This is a genomic window from Pseudomonas sp. SIMBA_067 (assembly GCF_046534675.1).
Classification (GTDB): Bacteria; Pseudomonadota; Gammaproteobacteria; order Pseudomonadales; family Pseudomonadaceae; genus Aquipseudomonas; species Aquipseudomonas putida.
The window spans coordinates 76,391-94,812 of record NZ_JAWRYH010000012.1 but is presented as its reverse complement, the minus strand read 5'-3'; the positions used below and the strand labels follow the sequence as shown (position 1 = coordinate 94,812).

The following is an 18,422-nucleotide window of genomic DNA, read 5'->3' as shown; positions in this document are numbered from 1 at the left end:
ATGAGCAAGGTGAACACCATGTCCACAAGCCGCATCAACGCCGCCGCCGTGCAGTACGTTCGCGACCACCTGAGCCATATCCCCCGCCCTGACCGCGAAGCCAGCCGTGCGATCCACCAATGGCTGACGCAGCAGGGCCATGACCTTGACCCCGACCAGACCGACGTAGTCACCCTGCACTACCGTGGCAATCAGGCAGTCATCGTCCAGCGCCTTTCACTTACCCAAGCGACGCTTTCAGACTGGCAGGGTGAAACAGCCAAGAACCTGATCGGCCAGTTGCTCCCTGGCCACTGGGCAGGCACGTTGCCAGATGGCCCGCTGACTATCGTCGAGCGCCTGCCCGAACCTGGGGTGTTTGACAACAGCGCCCGTTTCTCGGTGTTCAACGGCCTGTTCCCACGCACGACCCCGGCCCGCTACGACAGCAGTACACACCTGGCGGTCGACGTCGAGGCCATGCAGCAATTCATCTGGGACCTGGACTTTCACACCCGCTTCGTCGGCATGCTCGACAATTACTGGCAACAGGCTGAACAAACCCACCGGCAGTCAATGCAGATCAGCTTCATGGCCGCCTGCAACAAGCAGGTCCAGGAAGGCTCGTTGAGCGATGCAGGCCGCCAGATGGCCTGGCAAGTGGCGGGGCTGATGGCAAAAGCACCCGGTTTGCAGGCAAGGCCTTTGAACGTTTACGGCTACGCAGCCACCGACCTGATCTGCATCACAGACGAGGCACAGCCAAAAGTACTGCTGTACCTGCCAGGCAATGCATCTCCCTTGCATGAGTTCGACGGTATGGCTGCCATGCAAGACTGGTTCGCCGAACAGTGCCGCGACGACGAAAAACGCCTGCGCCTGCGCCAGTACTTCAAACTGGCCGACACCCCCGATGGCCTGGACTTCAGTGGGCTGGATACCGCGCTGGCGGGCCTTGGCGCCTACCCCGGTTTTCACCACCGATCGCCCAACCGCGCAGGCTTCACCGTCGACGGCCCCTGGCCCCCCCGCGAGTACATCAACTACAAGGCCGGCCACTACAGCCCGTTGCTCGCAGGTGATCTGTTCACAGCCCTCACCCAACGCCAGCGCGAGCGCAGCTATGCCGATGCCGATTTCATCATCACCAGCGATGCGCAGGTGACCAAGGCTCGCTGGCGCGGCTACCTGGTGGCGTCGATCAACCTGCTGGCACCACTGGCGCTGGTGGTTCCCGAGCTGATCCCGCTGCTGGCAGCCGGCGGTGTCGCGCAATTTGGCCTGGGGCTCGATCAGGCGATCAACGGCAAGACCCTTGCAGACAAGGACGCTGGTGTGAGCAACATCGCCTTCGGCCTGCTTAATGCCGCCCCACTGGCCTTGCTCCCTGCAGACGACCTGCGAATGCTGTTCCCAGGCAAAAGCTCGCGCTTCGTCCTGCCCACGCGTCTTAACGATCAATGGGGCTACCCCCTGAGCCCCAACAGCCCTCCCCGGCTACCTGAAGAAATACTGGCAGACTTTTTCGTGCCAGCCGAGCCACCTGTGGAAGCCACGCGGATTGCCAGGGGACCCTTGAATCGGGCAACGGGTACCAACCCGCTGCTGGCGCTCAAGGACGGCAACGAAGTCCAGGTACTGTATGACACTGAAAACGATGCCTTCATCCTCCAGGAGGATGCCAACGAAGTCCTGCCGAATTACTATCAGGTACACGCGGGCACGCGCGATCTGTATCAGGTCAACCCGGCCACGCGTGGCGCCAGCGATGCAATGCGCATGTACACGCTACGTAATCTGGACGTCGACCTGCAACTGCCGCTCAGTGTGCCTGTGGTCAACAGCTCGGAAGTAACCCCACTGCCCAAGAAAATCCTCAGCATCTGGGTCGGCGGGAAGAGCATCCCCGATGAGCTGGTGGAGAACATCGCGAGCAATGCCAAACGCCTTGAGGGTACAGGCTTTACCTATGAGTTCTACCTGTCGAAGTCCAACCCTAAAGCCTTCATGAAAAACCGCGCAAAGTTGACCGCTGCTTCGAACGTTCAGATCAAAACCCTGGAAGAGCAGCCCTTCTACGCGGCCTTCGAGCAAACTGACTACTACCATCAGTACCGCCAGGCACTGGACAGTAACGGGGCAAACTTCGCGTCTGCCTCCGACGTACTGCGCTACCCGTTACTCCATTCGGAGGGCGGAATCTACATGGACGTCGACGACACGCTGCGCAGCTTCGAAGACAACCCCGACAGCTTCGCCATGATCAGCTCGGTAGCCTTGAAAACCACGCCTGATGGCCTGGTCCTCGGCAGCCCGGTGAACAACGAGCTGCTGGGCATGCATTGTGACTACAACAGCAACATGATCGGCAGCCATGCCAACAACCCGACCCTGCGCGCAATTTCTGCAGAGATGGATGCACGCTACCGCAGCAATCTATCGTTCTACGACATCAGGCCACTGGCAGGCACCCACGGTTACGCAGCCTACGCCAAGGAATTGAGCAGGATGACCGGGCCTGGCTTGCTCAACGATGTAGTTGCTCGGCATCTACCCAGGCTGCAGTTCCTGCGGCAACTAAGCAAGCTGGAGTCGATTCCGCAGACCACTTATCGCGCTCTCACGGAAAACCTGGCCTTCCCCATTGCCCAGGCGCGCAACAACGACCAGGCACTGGGTAGCGTGGCAACCATCGGCAACTACCACTCTTGGGGCAAACCCTGAGGTCGGCGTCCTGAGTTACCTGACCCGCAGCGCGATACAGGATCAGCCCCTGCTCCGGTGCGGCCAGGCAGGCCTGTAACCCAGGTCAGCCGCTGCGGTGCAGCTTGCTCATCAGCTCCGCCTCGGCCTGGGTAAGGCCGCAGCTTTCGGTCAGCTCGGCCACGCTGGCGCCCATGCCAACCAGCTTGGCCGCCTGGGAGAAAGTGACGTTGTTGGGATCGCGCTGCTCCAACTGCTGGAGCCTGTCAGGCAGCGGGGCCATCGTCACGCTCAGTTCGTGCAGCGCCTCGCCCATGCGCACGGTACCGTTCTGGTAGTCGTCCAGGCGCTTGGCCAGGTCCTTGATGCGCTGGTCACGCAGCGCATCGCCCTCGGCTTGCTGCGCAGCCAGCTCGCGCTGGCGCTTGCTGTAGTTGAGGAAGAACCACAGGCTCAGCGCCCAGACCAGCGCCAGGAAGATGACAGCAACCTGTAGGATCAACTCAGATATTCTCCAGCTCGGACCACTCTTCCTCGGTCATCATCTTGTCCAGCTCGACCAGGATCAGCAGTTCGCCATTCTTGTTGCACACGCCCTGGATGAACTTGGCCGACTCTTCGTTACCCACGTTCGGTGCGGTTTCGATTTCGGACTGGCGCAGGTAAACCACTTCGGCCACGCTGTCGACCAGAATGCCGACCACTTGCTTGTCGGCTTCGATGATGACGATACGGGTGTTGTCGGTGACCTCGGTCGGCATCAGGCCAAAACGCTGACGGGTGTCGATCACGGTCACCACATTGCCGCGCAGGTTGATGATGCCCAACACGTAGCTTGGAGCGCCCGGTACCGGGGCGATCTCGGTGTAGCGCAGCACTTCCTGTACCTGCATCACGTTGATGCCGTAGGACTCGTTGTCCAGACGGAAGGTAACCCACTGCAGGATCGGATCTTCGGAACCTTGTGCAGACGACTTTTTCATTCCCCTACCCTCAAAATCCGCTGTTTGGCGGTTGTGTTCTGTGTCATTTCTGTTTGGCGTGCATCTGCTTGACCGCGCCGCTGGCGATCAGCTCGGCCAGTGCGGCGACGTCGAGCAGTGCACACATGTGTTCAATCACCGTGCCGGCCAACCACGGGCGCTGGCCGCGCTGGCTACGCCACTTGATCTCGGACGGGTCCAGGCGCAACGAGCGGCTGACCTGATGCACGGCCAGCCCCCATTCGTAGCCTTGCACGGAAATCACGTAATTCAGGCCTTGACGAAAATCGTCGCGGTAGCGGTCGGGCATTACCCAACGCGCGGTGTCCAGCACCTTCAGGTTGCCGGCCTGGCAGGTCAAAATACCCAGGAACCAGTCAGGCTGGCCGAACAGCGGCGTCAGCTCCTGGCCGGCCAGGTTGTAGATCGAGCCCAGGCACACCAACGGCACCGCCAGGGTCAGGCCGGCGACATCGAACAGCAGGCACTCGAACGGCTCCGCCGCCCACACCGGGCGGCCGTCGACGGTCGCCGGGGGCACCGGGAGATTGGGCGCTGGCAGGTGCACGTCGACCAGCGGCACTGCGGGTTCCACGGTTTGTTCTTCGACCAGCACCGGAATGGCGGCCTCGGCGAGCACCTCCTGCTCGACCACCGTCACCACCGGCGCCTCTACTGGCACGACGCTGGGCAGCACCGCCAGCCTGGGTTCGGCAAACGGCCGCGGGGCAAGGCTGGCAGGGGCTTCGGCGGGTACCGGTCGGGCCAGCTGACGGGCATCACGTGCCTGTTCCTCACGCACCGCCTCGGCGAACGCGTCCTGCGCGGCTGGCGGCTCAAACAGGTCTTCGGCCTCGGTGGCTTCCTGCAGCAGGCCATCGAGGTACGACTGCAAGGCCATCTGCGGCCGGGTGCTGGTGTGTCGGGTCTGGGTCATCAGGCCACCTGCACTGCAGTCTTGTAGGTCAGCAGGTGCTTGAGCAGCGCCCGGTAAGCAATCAACCCGCGGCTCTTGCTGTCGAACTGCGAGGGCGTGACGCCCTTGCGGCTGGCATCGCGCAGGCGCGTATCCACCGGAATATAGCCCTGCCAAACCTGTTGGCCGTAGGTGTCACGCAGTAGCTTGAGTGTGCCCAGGGAGGCCTGGGTGCGGCGGTCGAACAGCGTTGGCACGATCTGGTACGGCAGCGCCTGCTTGCGCGAGCGGTTGATCATGGCCAGGGTGCCGACCATGCGTTCCAGGCCCTTCACCGCCAAAAACTCGGTCTGCACCGGAATCACCAACTGCTGGCTGGCCGCCAGGGCATTGACCATCAACACGCCCAGCAAGGGTGGGCTGTCGATCACGGCATAGTCGAAATCCTGCCACAGCTGCGCCAGACTCTTGGCGATCACCAGGCCCAGGCCATTCTGCCCCGGCGACTGACGCTCCAGCACGGCCAGTGCGGTGCTCGACGGCAACAGCGAAATGCGCTCGTCGCTGGTGGGCAGCAGCAACTGCCCGGGCAGGCCGTCTGGCACTGCGCCCTTGTGCAGGAACAGGTCGTAGCAGCTGTGCTCCAGCGCATCGGGGTTGTGCCCGAAATAGCTGGTCATCGAACCGTGCGGATCGAGGTCGACAACGACCACGCGCTTGCCTGCCTCAGCCAGCAGGCCAGCCAGGGCGATGGTGGTGGTGGTCTTGCCGACGCCACCTTTTTGATTGGCTACTGCCCAGACTCTCATCAAGCAAACTCTATCTATTGATTTGGCAGGGACACTGTAGAAACTACTATCCAAGATCCGGCACGATCCCTGGGGGGAGCGGGCTCATCGAAGCGTCGAACCGCCGCGAACACCGGCGCAGCCGGTGTCATCCACCGCGTCGTCTACTTCGCGGGCATGCCCGCTCCCACAGGGGACGGAGTCACTTTCAATACAATGCAGCGACGGGGAATTGACGGATCACTGCCCCGCCACCGTTGCTGGCGTTGCAGGTGCACTTTGTGTGCCAGCCCGGCGCAACGCGGCATCCGGCGTGGCATGGGCACTGCCCGAGCCGGTCAGGCTGCGGCGCACTTCCAGATTACGCGAAATCACCAGTACCACCCGGCGGTTACGTGCGCGGCCTTCGGCGGTGTCATTGCCGGCTACCGGCTGGTACTCGCCGTAACCCACCGAGGCCATGCGCGCCGGGTTGACCCCTTCCATGGCCAGCAGGCGTACGATACTCGCCGCCCGCGCCGACGACAGCTCCCAGTTGGTCGGGTACTGCGCCGTGCGGATCGGCAGGTTGTCGGTAAAGCCTTCGACATGCACCGGGTTGGCGAACGGCTTGAGGATGTTGGCCACCTTTTCGATGATGGCAAATGCCTTGTCGCTGGGCATGGCATCGCCACTGCCGAACAGTAGCGACGAATTCAGCTCGATCTCGATCCACAACTCGTTGCCGCGCACAGTCATCTGGTTGCTGTTGATCAGGTCGCCAAAGGCATCGCGCACATCATCGCTGATGGTTTTCAGCGGGTCGACATTGGTCGCTGCCAGGCCCGCTTCGGTCTGCTCGCTGTCTTTGACCAGCGGCTCTGCCGGACGCACACTCAACGGCTGCTCATCGCCGATGGGGATCGGTTTCATGCTGCGCTCAGGGTCGTTGAACACCCCGAGCAAGGCCTGGGAAATAACCTTGTACTTGCCCTCGTTGATCGAGGAAATCGAGTACATCACCACGAAAAAGGCGAACAGCAAGGTGATGAAGTCGGCGTACGACACCAGCCAGCGTTCGTGGTTTTCGTGTTCCTCGGTATGACGACGGCGACGCATGGGTTACTCCATGAAGCCTTGCAGCTTCAACTCGATCGAGCGCGGGTTTTCACCCTCGGCAATCGACAACAAGCCTTCAAGCAGCATCTCGCGGTAGCGCGACTGGCGCATGACGTTGGCCTTGAGCTTGTTGGCGACCGGCAGCAGGATCAGGTTGGCGCTGGCCACGCCGTAGATGGTGGCAACGAAGGCCACGGCGATGCCGTTGCCCAGCTGCGAGGGGTCGGCCAGGTTGCCCATCACGTGGATCAGGCCCATTACCGCACCAATGATGCCGATGGTCGGCGCATAGCCGCCCATGCTCTCGAACACCTTGGCCGCCTGGATGTCACGGCTTTCCTGGGTCAGGAAGTCGACTTCAAGGATGCTGCGGATGGCTTCTGGCTCGGCGCCGTCCACCAGCAACTGCAGGCCCTTGCGCGCATACGGGTCTGGCTCGGCATCGGCCACGCCTTCCAGGCCCAGCAGGCCTTCCTTGCGCGCGGTCAGGCTCCAGTTCACCACGCGGTCGATGCCACCCGCCAGGTCGACCCGCGGCGGAAACAGGATCCAGCGCAAGATCTGCAAGGCGCGCTTGAAGGAGGACAGCGGCGACTGCAACAAGGCAGCCGCCAGGGTGCCACCCAGCACGATCAGCGCCGCCGGGCCGTTGACCAGAGCGCCGACATGGCCGCCTTCGAGGAAGTTGCCACCGACGATGGCGACAAAGGCGAGAATCAGGCCGATCAGGCTGAGGACGTCCATCAGACGCAGGCCTCCACCAGGTGCTTGCCGATTTCGTCCAGGCTGTACACCGCGTCCGCCAGGTTGGCTTTGACGATAGCCATGGGCATGCCATAGATCACGCAGCTGGCTTCATCCTGGGCCCACACGGTGCTGCCGCCCTGCTTGAGCAGGCGCGCACCTTCGCGGCCATCGGCGCCCATGCCGGTGAGCACCACCGACAGCACCTTGTCACCGTACGACTTGGCTGCCGAGCCGAAGGTGATGTCCACGCACGGCTTGTAGTTCAGGCGCTCGTCACCGGGCAGGATCTTCACCGTGCCACGGCCGTCGATCATCATCTGCTTGCCGCCGGGGGCCAGCAGGGCCAGGCCTGGGCGCAGCATGTCACCGTCCTCGGCTTCCTTCACGTTGATGCGGCACAGCTTGTCCAGGCGCTCGGCAAAGGCCTTGGTGAACGCCGCCGGCATGTGCTGGATCAGCACGATCGGCGCCGGGAAGTTGGCCGGCAGCTGGGTCAATACCCGCTGCAGGGCCACCGGGCCGCCCGTGGAGGTGCCGATGGCCACCAGCTTGTAAGGTTTGCGCTTGGGGGCTGGCGAGTGCGACGCCGCCGGGGCCGCTGCACGGGCAGTCGCCGCAGGGCGGGCCGGCGCCGGGCTTGCGAAGCTGCTGGCCGGCGCAGGGCTGCTGGCGGGCACAGGGGCGGCGACCGGCGCCGGCCTGGCATAGCTGCCGAGGCGGCGGTTGCTGCGCGAAATGGTATGCACCTTCTCGCACAGCATCTGCTTGACCTTGTCGGGGTTGCGCGAGATGTCCTCAAAGTTTTTCGGCAGGTAATCCACCGCGCCAGCATCCAGCGCGTCGAGGGTGACGCGAGCGCCTTCGTGGGTCAGCGAGGAGAACATCAATACCGGCGTCGGGCAGCGCTGCATGATGTGCCGCACCGCGGTGATGCCGTCCATCATGGGCATTTCGTAGTCCATGGTGATGACATCGGGCTTGAGCGCCAGCGCCTGGTCGATTGCTTCCTTGCCATTGGTCGCGGTACCTACTACCTGGATCGTCGGATCCGCAGAGAGGATTTCCGAGACACGGCGGCGGAAGAAACCGGAATCATCCACCACCAGGACCTTGACTGCCATAAACACTCCATTAGGCGGCGCAACCCGCCAGGGTGCGCCACCGAAATCAAATACGCCGCGCGGCGTAACGCTTGAGCATGCTCGGGACGTCGAGAATCAACGCAATGCGACCGTCACCGGTGATGGTGGCCCCGGACATGCCCGGGGTGCCCTGCAGCATCTTGCCCAGCGGCTTGATTACCACTTCTTCCTGGCCAACCAGTTGATCGACGACAAAGCCGATGCGTTGCGTGCCGACCGACAGGATCACCACATGACCCTCGTGCTGCTCTTCGTGCACCTGGCCCTGCACCAGCCAGCGCTTGAGGTAGAACAGCGGCAGCGCCTTGTCGCGCACGATCACCACTTCCTGGCCGTCGACCACGTTGGTGCGCGACAGGTCGAGGTGGAAGATCTCGTTGACGTTGACCAGCGGGAAGGCGAACGCCTGGTTGCCCAGCATCACCATCAGGGTGGGCATGATCGCCAGGGTCAGCGGTACCTTGATGACGATCTTCGAGCCCTGGCCCTTGGCCGAGTAGATGTTGATCGAACCGTTGAGCTGGGAAATCTTGGTTTTCACCACGTCCATGCCCACGCCACGGCCAGACACATCGGAAATCTCGGTCTTGGTCGAGAAGCCCGGGGCGAAGATCAGGTTGTAGCAGTCCGACTCGCTCAGGCGCTCAGCGGCATCCTTGTCCATCAGGCCTTTTTCCACGGCCTTGGCGCGCAGGATGTTCGGGTCCATACCCTTGCCGTCGTCAGAGATCGACAACAGGATGTGGTCACCTTCCTGTTCGGCCGACAGCACCACGCGTCCGGTGCGGGCCTTGCCCGAAGCTTCACGCTCGTCGGGCATCTCGACACCATGGTCGACGGCGTTGCGCACCAGGTGCACCAACGGGTCGGCCAAGGCCTCGACCAGGTTCTTGTCCAGGTCGGTTTCTTCGCCGACCAGCTCCAGGTTGATCTCTTTTTTCAGCTGGCGGGCAAGGTCGCGTACCAGCCGTGGGAAGCGGCCGAACACTTTCTTGATCGGCTGCATGCGGGTTTTCATCACCGCCGTCTGCAGGTCGGCAGTGACCACGTCGAGGTTGGACACGGCCTTGGACATGGCCTCGTCGCCGCTGTTCAGGCCCAGGCGCACCAGGCGGTTACGCACCAGCACCAGTTCGCCGACCATGTTCATGATCTCGTCCAGGCGCGCGGTGTCGACGCGAACGGTGGTTTCCGCTTCGCTGACGGCATGCTTCTCGGCAGCCGGCGCCGGCGCACGGGGGGCCGGCGCAGGCTTGCTGGCGGCCGCAGGCGCCGGCGCAGCAACGGCTGGTTTGGCCACCGGCTGGCTGTCGGCCAAGGCCTGGGCAGGCGCTTGCGCCTTGGCGTCAACCGGGGCCTCGACCGCAGCAACGTCACCACCAAACTTGCCCTTGCCGTGCAACTGGTCCAGCAGGGCCTCGAACTCGTGCTCGCTGATTTCGTCACCAGCGGCGCTGTTGTCAACCGCGACTGGCGCCGGTGCTTTGACGGCAGGCAAGGCATCAGCCTGGAACGTTCCCTTGCCATGCAACTGGTCGAGCAGCGATTCGAATTCTTCGTCGGTAATTTCGTCGCTTACCGCTTCTGCGGGTGCGGCAACCGGCTGTACCGCAGCTTCGACACTGAACTGGCCTTTGCCGTGCAGCTGGTCGAGCAGCGACTCGAACTCGGCGTCGGTGATTTCGTCACCTGCACCACTGACAGCCTCGCCCTGCATCTGCTCATCGACCGCGGCTTGCGCCTTGACCGCATCGAGCGAATCGAGCAGCTGTTCAAACTCGCTGTCGGTGATGTCCTGCTCATCGGCAGGGCCCATGGCCGCAACCGGCGCCTCGGCTACCGGTGCCGCTGGCGCAGGCGCTTCAGCGGCCTCGGCACCACCGGGTTCGGCCAGACGCGACAAGGCCGCCAGCAACTCGGGGGTGGCCGGGGTTACGTCGGCGCGCTCGCGCACCTGGCCAAACATGCTGTTGACCGTATCCAGTGCTTCAAGCACCACGTCCATCAGTTCCGCATCGACCCGGCGCTCACCTTTGCGCAGGATGTCGAACACGTTCTCGGCGATATGGCAGCACTCCACCAGCTCGTTCAGCTGGAGGAAGCCGGCGCCCCCTTTTACAGTGTGGAAACCGCGAAAGATCGCATTGAGCAGGTCGGCATCGTCAGGTCGGCTTTCCAGCTCGACCAGTTGCTCGGACAGTTGCTCAAGAATTTCGCCGGCTTCTACCAGGAAATCCTGGAGGATTTCTTCATCGGCGCCGAAGCTCATCAAACGTGCTCCTTAAAAACCCAGGCTGGACAGCAAATCATCGACATCGTCCTGACCGGACACAACGTCTTCACGCTTATCGGCATGAATCTGCGGACCTTCACCCCGAGTCGGATGTTTTTCTGCATCTTTTTCTGCGCGCAGTTGATCGTGGTCATGCTGGATACCGGCAAAGCGGTCGACCTGGCTGGCCATCAGCACCAGTTTGAGCAGGTTGCTTTCCACCTCGGTCACCAGGCTGGTGACGCGCTTGATCACCTGGCCGGTCAGGTCCTGATAGTCCTGAGCCAGCAGAATGTCGTTGAGATGCCCGGCAACCTTGCGGTTACCTTCAGCGCTGTGCGTCAGGAAACTGTCGACGCGCTTGACCAGGTCACGGAACTCCGGCGCAGCCACTTCGCGGCGCATGAAGCGCTGCCAGTCGGTGCTCAGGGCCTTGGCTTCGCTGGCCAGGTCGTTGAGCACCGGGGTGCTTGCCTCGACCAGGTCCATGGTGCGGTTGGCCGCGCCCTCGGTCAGCTTGACCACGTACGACAGGCGCTCGGTAGCGTCGGTAATCTGCGACACCTCCTCGGCCTGCGGGATGGTCGGGTCGATCTGGAAGCTGACGATAGCGCTGTGCAACTCGCGGGTCAGCTTGCCGACTTCCTGGTACAGGCCGCGATCGCGGGTCTGGTTCAGCTCGTGAATCAGCTGTACCGCCTCGCCAAAACGGCCCCGTTCCAGGCTTTCGACCAACTCCTGGGCATGTTTCTTCAGGGTCGATTCGAACTCCCCCAAAGACGTTTGTGATGAATCCATGGCGCGCCCCCTGACGTGACTCAGCCGTTGACGCGTTCGAAGATCTTCTCGATCTTTTCTTTGAGCACCTGAGCGGTGAACGGCTTGACCACATAGCCATTGACGCCGGCCTGGGCCGCTTCGATGATCTGGTCGCGCTTGGCTTCAGCGGTCACCATCAATACTGGCAAGGTCTTCAGCTGATCGTCGGCACGCACTTTGCGCAGCAGGTCGATGCCGGACATGCCGGGCATGTTCCAGTCGGTCACCAGGAAGTCATAGGCGCCCCTTTGCAGCATCGGCAGCGCCGTAATGCCATCGTCGGCTTCGTCGGTGTTGGTGAAGCCCAGGTCACGCAACAGGTTCTTGATGATCCGCCGCATCGTCGAAAAGTCGTCAACGATGAGGATTTTCATGTTCTTGTCCAATTAGACCTCCAAGCAGTCTCAAACGCGCCCGGTCTACCGGGCACGCACTCATTCAATTCGGTACAACGTGGATAACGCACGTGGAAAACGACTGCAACGACACCGGGCTCAACGTGCCCGCCATTCCCCCAGGCGGCTACGCAGGCGCGCGGCGCACTGGCTGTGCAACTGGCTGACCCGCGACTCGCTGACCCCAAGCACCTCGCCAATTTCCTTGAGGTTCAGCTCTTCGTCGTAGTACAGCGCCAGTACCAGGCGCTCACGCTCCGGCAGGTTGGCAATGGCCTCGGTCAGGGCAGCCTGGAAGCGTTCGTCTTCCAGGCCACGCGCAGGTTCGACATGGCCACTGGCGCCATCCTCATGCAGCCCTTCGTGCTCGCCGTCCTGCAACAGGTCGTCAAAGCTGAACAGGCGGCTGCCCAAGGTATCGTTCAAGATCCCGTAGTAATCATCGAGACTCAATTGGAGTTCGGCAGCAACTTCATGATCTTTAGCGTCCCGGCCTGTTCTGGCTTCAACGGCACGCATCGCGTCACTGACCATGCGGGTATTGCGGTGCACCGAACGCGGTGCCCAGTCGCCCTTGCGCACCTCGTCCAGCATGGCCCCGCGGATGCGGATGCCGGCATAGGTTTCAAAGCTGGCGCCTTTGCTGGCGTCATATTTGTTGGCCACTTCAAGCAGGCCGATCATGCCGGCCTGGATCAGGTCCTCGACCTGCACGTTGGCCGGTAACCGCGCCAACAGGTGGTAGGCAATGCGCTTCACCAGCGGGGCGTAGCGTTCGATCAGCTCGTACTGGGCGTCTTTCGCCGCCCGGCTGTACATCTTGAAGCCGCTGGCGTTCATAGCACGGGTCCCGCGCTGGTGGGTTGCACCAGACGCTCGACAAAGAACTCCAGGTGGCCGCGCGGATTGGCCGGCAGCGGCCAGCTGTCGACCTTCTGGGCGATCGCCTTGAAAGCCAGCGCGCACTTGGAGCGTGGGAAGGCTTCGTAGACGGCGCGCTGCTTCTGCACCGCCTTGCGCACACACTCGTCGTACGGCACGGCGCCCACGTACTGCAGGGCAACGTCGAGGAAGCGGTCGGTGACCTTGGTCAGCTTGGCGAACAGGTTGCGCCCTTCCTGCGGGCTCTGCGCCATGTTGGCCAGCACACGGAAACGATTCATCCCGTAGTCGCGGTTGAGCAGTTTGATCAGGGCGTAGGCATCGGTGATCGAGGTGGGCTCGTCGCAGACTACCAGCAGCACTTCCTGGGCGGCGCGAACGAAGCTGACCACCGACTCGCCAATCCCCGCCGCAGTGTCGATCACCAGCACGTCGAGGTTGTCGCCGATTTCGCTGAACGCCTGGATCAGCCCGGCATGCTGGGCCGGGGCCAGGTGCACCATGCTCTGGGTGCCCGAGGCCGCCGGTACGATGCGCACACCGCCGGGGCCCTGCAGCATCACGTCACGCAGCTCGCAGCGTCCCTCGATGACATCGGCCAGGGTACGTTTGGGGGTAAGGCCCAGCAACACGTCGACGTTGGCCAGGCCCAGGTCGGCGTCCAGCAGCATGACCCTGCGGCCAAGCTCGGCCAGCGCCAGGGACAAGTTCACTGAAACGTTAGTCTTGCCGACGCCACCTTTGCCACCGGTCACGGCGATCACCTGTACGGGATGCATGCTACCCATGTCTGTTCTTTACCTTGTCTCGCTGGGACTCAGGCCACACGTGGGGCAATTCTGCGTACCCCTTGGCATAGCTACTTTGCACACGCTTCATGGTCAACCCGCTCGCCGGGGGTTGTGATAGAGATCAGCGAACATGTCGGCCATGGCCTCCTCGCTGGGCTCGTCCTGCTGCTGCACATTGACCGCACGGGACACCAATTGGTGGCCACGCGGCAGATGCAGGTCGTCAGGAATGCGCGGGCCATCGGTGAGGTAGGCCACGGGCAGTTCATGACTGATGGCAAGGCTCAGCACATCGCCAAGGCTTGCCGTTTCATCCAGTTTGGTCAGGATACAACCGGCCAGGCCACAGCGCTTGTAGCTGTGGTAGGCGGCGGTCAGCACCTGCTTCTGGCTGGTGGTAGCCAGCACCAGGTAATTCTTCGCGGCAATGCCACGCCCGGCCAGGGTTTCCAGCTGCATGCGCAGTGCCGGGTCGCTGGCCTGCAGGCCAGCGGTATCGATCAGCACGACGCGTTTGCGCAGCAGTGGCTCCAGTGCCGCAGCCAGCGACTGGCCCGGGTCGACGTAGGTGACTGGCACGTTGAGGATGCGGCCCAGGGTCTTGAGCTGCTCCTGGGCGCCGATACGAAAACTGTCCATGCTCACCAGTGCCAGGTTCTGCGCGCCGTACTTGAGCACGTAGCGGGCAGCCAGCTTGGCCAGGGTGGTGGTCTTGCCCATGCCGGCCGGGCCGACCATGGCAATCACCCCACCCTCTTCGATCGGTTCGATTTCGGGGATTTCGATCATCCGCGCCAGGTGCGCCAGCAGCATGCGCCAGGCCTGGCGTGGCTCTTCGATCTCGGCGGTGAGGTCGAGCAACTCACGGGCGATAGGCCCGGACAGGCCGATGCGCTGCAGCCGGCGCCAGAGGTTGGCCTGCTGTGGCTTGCTGCCCTGCAACTGGCTCCAGGCCAGCGAACCGAGCTGCACTTCCAGCAGCTCGCGCAGGCCCGACAGCTCGGAGCGCATGGCATCGAACAGGCGCGGGTCGACCGGCGCCGCAGCAGGGGCAGCGGCAGCCTCAGGGGCATCGACGTGCGGCTCGATCAACGGCTCGGCGGCGGTCAGCGACTGCCCGGCAAACAATTGGCGGTTGTTGTCGCTGCTGTCCTGGCGGTGGTCCAGCTCGGCCTGGGCAGTGGCGATGCGCGTATGGGTCTTGCGCAGCTCTTCTTCCAGCTCGGCGTTGGGCACGCGCGGAGCCAGGGCGGACAACTTATAGTCCAGCGCGGCCGTCAGTTCGACACCACCGGCAATGCGGCGGTTGCCAATGATCGCGGCATCGGCGCCCAGCTCGTCACGGACCAGTTTCATGGCCTGACGCATATCGGCGGCGAAAAATCGCTTAACTTGCATTATCCACTACCTCAGCCGTTAGGGCCCACGGTGGCAACGATGGTGACTTGCTTGTTGTCCGGTATTTCCTGATACGCCAGAACATGCAAATTCGGTACAGCCAGGCGACCGAAACGCGACAGCATGGCGCGGATCGGGCCGGCGACCAGCAGGATGGCCGGCTGGCCCTGCATTTCCTGGCGCTGGGCCGCTTCGATCAGCGAACGTTGCAGCTTCTCGGCCATGCTCGGTTCCAGAAGAACACCATCTTCCTGACCCTGCCCGGCCCTTTGCAGACTATTGAGCAAAATCTGTTCCAACCTTGGTTCCAGGGTAATCACTGGCAGCTCCGACTCAACGCCGACAATGCTTTGCACGATGGCGCGACACAATCCGACGCGCACCACCGCCACCAGCGCGGCGGTATCTTGACTCTTGCCGGCGTTGTTGGCGATGGCTTCGGCAATACTGCGAATATCGCGCACCGGCACCTGTTCCGACAACAGCGCTTGCAGCACCTTAAGCAGGCCCGACAAGGAAATGACACCCGGCACCAGCTCTTCTGCAAGTTTAGGCGATGCCTTGGACAGCACCTGCAGCAGTTGCTGAACCTCTTCGTGGCCAATCAGCTCATGGCAGTGCTTCTGCAGGATCTGGTTGAGGTGGGTGGCCACCACGGTGCTTGCGTCGACCACGGTGTAGCCCAGCGACTGCGCCTGGGAACGCTGGCCGACGTCGATCCACACCGCCTCCAGGCCAAACGCCGGGTCGCGCGCGGCAATGCCGTTCAGGGTGCCGAACACTTGCCCGGGGTTGATCGCCAGCTCCCGGTCCGGGTAAATCTCCGCTTCGGCCAGGATTACCCCCATCAGGGTCAGGCGATAGGCGCTGGGCTGCAGGTCGAGGTTGTCACGAATGTGCACGGTGGGCATGAGGAAACCCAGGTCCTGGGACAGCTTCTTGCGCACACCCTTGATCCGCGCCAGCAACTGGCCGCCCTGGTTGCGGTCGACCAGCGGGATCAGCCGGTAACCGACTTCCAGGCCGATCATGTCGATGGGCGTCACGTCGTCCCAGCCCAGCTCCTTGGTATCAAGCGCACGCTGCGGCGAGGGCAACAGGTCTTGCTGGCGCTGCGCCTCTTGTAGCGCCTCCAGCTTCACCTTGTTCTGCTTCTTCCACACCAGGTAGGCGCCGCCGCAGGCCAGCAGGCCAAGGCTGAGGAAGGCCACGTGCGGCATGCCCGGCACCAGCCCCATGACGATCATCAGCCCGCCGGACACCGCCAGGGCCTTGGGCGAATCGAACATCTGCCGGTTGATCAGCTTGCCCATGTCCTCGGAGCCCGAGGCGCGGGTGACCATGATCGCGGCGGCGGTGGACAGCAGCAGTGATGGCAATTGCGCCACCAAACCGTCACCGATGGTCAGCAGGGCGTATACCTTGCCGGCATCGCCGAAGCTCATGCCGTGCTGCAGCATGCCGATCAGCATGCCGCCGATCAGGTTGATGAACAGGATCAGCAGGCCGGCAATGGCATCACCGCGGACGAACTTGCTGGCACCGTCCATCGAGCCGTAGAACTCCGCCTCTTGCGCCACTTCGGCACGGCGGTGCTTGGCCTGGGCCTGGTCGATCAAGCCGGCGTTGAGGTCGGCATCGATGGCCATCTGCTTGCCGGGCATGGCATCGAGGGTGAAACGCGCGCTTACCTCGGAAATACGCCCGGCACCCTTGGTCACCACCACGAAGTTGATGATCATGAGGATGGCAAACACCACGCCACCGACCACGTAGTTGCCGCCGATCACCACCTCGCCGAAGGCCTGGATCACCTTGCCGGCAGCGCCGTGGCCCTCCTGGCCATGCAGCATGACCACACGGGTGGACGCCACGTTCAGGGCCAGGCGCAGCAGCGTGGCCACCAGCAGGATGGTGGGGAAGGCGGCAAAGTCCAACGGGCGCAGGGCGTACACGCAGACCAGCAGCACGACGATCGACAGGGCGATGTTGAAGGTGAAGAACACGTCGAGCAGGAACGGCGGTATCGGCAACATCATCATTGCCAACATCACCAGCAGTAGCAGCGGCACGCCCAGGTTGCCCCGACCGAGACCGGCCAGGTTGTTGCGGGCGTTGCTGATTAACTGAGTGCGATCCACCGCGAGTCCTCTTGATGCAAAACTTTGACGCCCAGGGGGCGCCTGGGCGTGGCTTTGCAAGAAGCCTTCCAACTTTGCACGGGAGAGGATGCTGTTTTTGTAGGAGCAGCCTTGTGCTGCGAAGAGGCCATTGCAAGCGAAGATCAACTTCAGCCTTACCGGCCTCTTCGCAGCCCAAGGCTGCTCCTACAGGCACCGCGCCGCCTTTAAGGATAACAAGAGGTCAACTGTCGCGGCGCAGGTCCGGCGGGATCGGCAGGTCTTCTTTCAACGGCTCTGGCCGCTTGCCCCTGCCAGCGCGGTACTGGCGGATCTGGAACACATAGGCCAGCACCTGCGCCACGGCCAGGTACAAGCCGGCGGGGATCTCCTGCTCTGGCTCGGTGGAGTAGTAGATCGCCCGCGCCAGCGCCGGCGATTCGAGGATCTGGATCTTGTGCTCCACGCCAATCTCCCGAATCTTCAAGGCCATGAAGTCGGTACCCTTGGCCAGCAGCAACGGCGCCGCCCCGCCCTTTTCCGGATCGTACTGCAGGGCCACCGCATAGTGCGTCGGGTTGGTGATGATCACATCGGCCTGCGGCACCGCCGCCATCATGCGCCGCTGCGACATCTCGCGCTGCAGCTGGCGAATGCGTTGCTTGACCTCTGGCTTGCCCTCGCTGTCCTTGTACTCGTCGCGCACTTCCTGCTTGGTCATCTTCATTTTCTTGTGCGTCTGGTACAGCTGGATGGGCACGTCCGCCGCCGCGATCAGCAGCAACCCGGCCGACATCCACAGCGCACTCCAGCCCACCACCTGCAGGCTGTGAATGATCGCCTGCTCCAGCGGTTCGTTGGCAATCGACAGCAATGCCTGGCGGTCGTTGATCAGCACCACCACCGCCACCGCCAGGATCACGAAAAACTTGGCCAACGCCTTGAGCAGCTCGGTCAGGCCATGCATCGAGAACATGCGCTTGAGCCCGGCCAGTGGGTTCATGCGGCTGAATTTTGGCTGCAGCAGGCTGCCAGAGAACAGGAAACCACTGAGGGCAATAGGTGCCACGAAGGAAATCACGAACAGCAGGATCAGCACCGGCTGCACCGCCCATATCGCCATCTTGCCCGAGGCCAGCAGGAAGGCGCCCATGGCCCGCTCGTCGACAATGATGTCGCGGGTCAGGCTGAAGTTGATGCGCATGATGCTCAGCAACGTCTCGGCCATATGACCGCCGAATGCCAGCAGGCCACCCGCGCCAGCCAGGGTCACCGCCACCGTGTTCAGCTCCTTGGAGCGGGCGATCTCACCTTTCTCGCGGGCATCGCGCTTGCGCTTGTCGGTGGGGTCTTCTGTCTTGTCCTGACCGCTCTCGCTTTCTGCCATGC

General features: G+C 62.8%; 16 protein-coding genes. 1 reads left to right on the top strand and 15 read right to left on the bottom strand.

What is annotated here, in order from left to right; genetic code table 11:
• Nucleotides 1-18 precede the first annotated feature (18 nt).
• Nucleotides 19-2,703 (top strand): dermonecrotic toxin domain-containing protein, encoded by a 2,685-nt coding sequence (locus SB765_RS23065; RefSeq protein ID WP_410931995.1) that lies wholly within the window; start codon nt 19-21, stop codon nt 2,701-2,703.
• 85 nt (nt 2,704-2,788) lie between these two features.
• Here SB765_RS23065 and SB765_RS23060 read toward each other — a convergent pair whose 3' ends face one another.
• The 15 genes from SB765_RS23060 to flhB form a co-directional block, all read right to left on the bottom strand.
• A complete protein-coding gene (locus tag SB765_RS23060) occupies nt 2,789-3,184 on the bottom strand; it encodes a DUF2802 domain-containing protein (RefSeq protein ID WP_016498573.1) in 396 nt (131 codons plus the stop codon).
• A 1-nt stretch (nt 3,185) separates the two neighbouring features.
• Complete coding sequence (locus SB765_RS23055; RefSeq protein ID WP_003254393.1) at nt 3,186-3,665, bottom strand: chemotaxis protein CheW; 480 nt, start codon at nt 3,663-3,665, stop codon at nt 3,186-3,188.
• A 43-nt stretch (nt 3,666-3,708) separates the two neighbouring features.
• Nucleotides 3,709-4,602: a CheW domain-containing protein gene (locus SB765_RS23050; RefSeq protein ID WP_341796415.1), complete on the bottom strand. Its 894-nt coding sequence runs from the start codon at nt 4,600-4,602 to the stop codon at nt 3,709-3,711.
• Nucleotides 4,602-5,390, bottom strand: a complete 789-nt coding sequence (locus tag SB765_RS23045; RefSeq protein ID WP_016488407.1) for a ParA family protein — start codon at nt 5,388-5,390, stop codon at nt 4,602-4,604. The genes SB765_RS23050 and SB765_RS23045 overlap by 1 nt, the downstream gene beginning before the upstream one ends.
• 219 nt (nt 5,391-5,609) lie before the next feature.
• Nucleotides 5,610-6,467, bottom strand: a complete 858-nt coding sequence (gene motD, locus SB765_RS23040) for a flagellar motor protein MotD (protein ID WP_063423084.1) — start codon at nt 6,465-6,467, stop codon at nt 5,610-5,612.
• A 3-nt stretch (nt 6,468-6,470) separates the two neighbouring features.
• On the bottom strand, nt 6,471-7,211 hold the full coding sequence (locus tag SB765_RS23035) for a flagellar motor protein (RefSeq protein WP_043197155.1): 741 nt from the start codon (nt 7,209-7,211) through the stop codon (nt 6,471-6,473).
• Nucleotides 7,211-8,335: a chemotaxis response regulator protein-glutamate methylesterase gene (locus SB765_RS23030; protein ID WP_063423083.1), complete on the bottom strand. Its 1,125-nt coding sequence runs from the start codon at nt 8,333-8,335 to the stop codon at nt 7,211-7,213. The genes SB765_RS23035 and SB765_RS23030 overlap by 1 nt, the downstream gene beginning before the upstream one ends.
• A gap of 46 nt (nt 8,336-8,381) precedes the next feature.
• On the bottom strand, nt 8,382-10,625 hold the full coding sequence (locus tag SB765_RS23025) for a chemotaxis protein CheA (protein WP_410931994.1): 2,244 nt from the start codon (nt 10,623-10,625) through the stop codon (nt 8,382-8,384).
• Nucleotides 10,626-10,637: 12 nt separating this feature from the next.
• A complete protein-coding gene (locus tag SB765_RS23020) occupies nt 10,638-11,426 on the bottom strand; it encodes a protein phosphatase CheZ (RefSeq protein ID WP_016498567.1) in 789 nt (262 codons plus the stop codon).
• Between the two features lie 20 nt (nt 11,427-11,446).
• Nucleotides 11,447-11,821 (bottom strand): chemotaxis response regulator CheY, encoded by a 375-nt coding sequence (locus SB765_RS23015; protein WP_162489843.1) that lies wholly within the window; start codon nt 11,819-11,821, stop codon nt 11,447-11,449.
• 120 nt (nt 11,822-11,941) lie between these two features.
• A complete protein-coding gene (gene fliA / locus SB765_RS23010; protein WP_019472908.1) occupies nt 11,942-12,682 on the bottom strand; it encodes an RNA polymerase sigma factor FliA in 741 nt (246 codons plus the stop codon).
• Nucleotides 12,679-13,512, bottom strand: coding sequence for a flagellar synthesis regulator FleN (gene fleN, locus SB765_RS23005; RefSeq protein ID WP_012273492.1), 834 nt, complete (start codon nt 13,510-13,512; stop codon nt 12,679-12,681). The genes fliA and fleN overlap by 4 nt, the downstream gene beginning before the upstream one ends.
• A gap of 93 nt (nt 13,513-13,605) precedes the next feature.
• Entirely contained in the window at nt 13,606-14,913 is a 1,308-nt protein-coding gene (flhF, locus tag SB765_RS23000) for a flagellar biosynthesis protein FlhF (protein ID WP_059394800.1), read from the bottom strand.
• A gap of 11 nt (nt 14,914-14,924) precedes the next feature.
• Nucleotides 14,925-17,054, bottom strand: coding sequence for a flagellar biosynthesis protein FlhA (gene flhA / locus SB765_RS22995; protein WP_063423081.1), 2,130 nt, complete (start codon nt 17,052-17,054; stop codon nt 14,925-14,927).
• A gap of 223 nt (nt 17,055-17,277) precedes the next feature.
• The gene (gene flhB, locus SB765_RS22990; protein WP_016498562.1) at nt 17,278-18,420 is read right to left on the bottom strand and encodes a flagellar biosynthesis protein FlhB; all 1,143 of its coding nucleotides are present in this window, start codon (nt 18,418-18,420) and stop codon (nt 17,278-17,280) included.
• Nucleotides 18,421-18,422: the final 2 nt, after the last annotated feature.

Bases quoted from the DNA above. Each gene is read 5' to 3' on its own strand.
- fleN (WP_012273492.1), bottom strand. From the start codon at position 13,512: ATGGGTAGCATGCATCCCGTACAGGTGATCGCCGTGACCGGTGGCAAA.
- fliA (WP_019472908.1), bottom strand. From the start codon at position 12,682: ATGAACGCCAGCGGCTTCAAGATGTACAGCCGGGCGGCGAAAGACGCC.
- flhB (WP_016498562.1), bottom strand. From the start codon at position 18,420: ATGGCAGAAAGCGAGAGCGGTCAGGACAAGACAGAAGACCCCACCGAC.
- SB765_RS23015 (WP_162489843.1), bottom strand. From the start codon at position 11,821: ATGAAAATCCTCATCGTTGACGACTTTTCGACGATGCGGCGGATCATC.
- SB765_RS23050 (WP_341796415.1), bottom strand. From the start codon at position 4,602: ATGACCCAGACCCGACACACCAGCACCCGGCCGCAGATGGCCTTGCAG.
- SB765_RS23025 (WP_410931994.1), bottom strand. From the start codon at position 10,625: ATGAGCTTCGGCGCCGATGAAGAAATCCTCCAGGATTTCCTGGTAGAA.
- SB765_RS23065 (WP_410931995.1), top strand. From the start codon at position 19: ATGTCCACAAGCCGCATCAACGCCGCCGCCGTGCAGTACGTTCGCGAC.
- SB765_RS23055 (WP_003254393.1), bottom strand. From the start codon at position 3,665: ATGAAAAAGTCGTCTGCACAAGGTTCCGAAGATCCGATCCTGCAGTGG.
- SB765_RS23045 (WP_016488407.1), bottom strand. From the start codon at position 5,390: ATGAGAGTCTGGGCAGTAGCCAATCAAAAAGGTGGCGTCGGCAAGACC.
- SB765_RS23020 (WP_016498567.1), bottom strand. From the start codon at position 11,426: ATGGATTCATCACAAACGTCTTTGGGGGAGTTCGAATCGACCCTGAAG.
- motD (WP_063423084.1), bottom strand. From the start codon at position 6,467: ATGCGTCGCCGTCGTCATACCGAGGAACACGAAAACCACGAACGCTGG.
- SB765_RS23030 (WP_063423083.1), bottom strand. From the start codon at position 8,335: ATGGCAGTCAAGGTCCTGGTGGTGGATGATTCCGGTTTCTTCCGCCGC.
- flhF (WP_059394800.1), bottom strand. From the start codon at position 14,913: ATGCAAGTTAAGCGATTTTTCGCCGCCGATATGCGTCAGGCCATGAAA.
- SB765_RS23035 (WP_043197155.1), bottom strand. From the start codon at position 7,211: ATGGACGTCCTCAGCCTGATCGGCCTGATTCTCGCCTTTGTCGCCATC.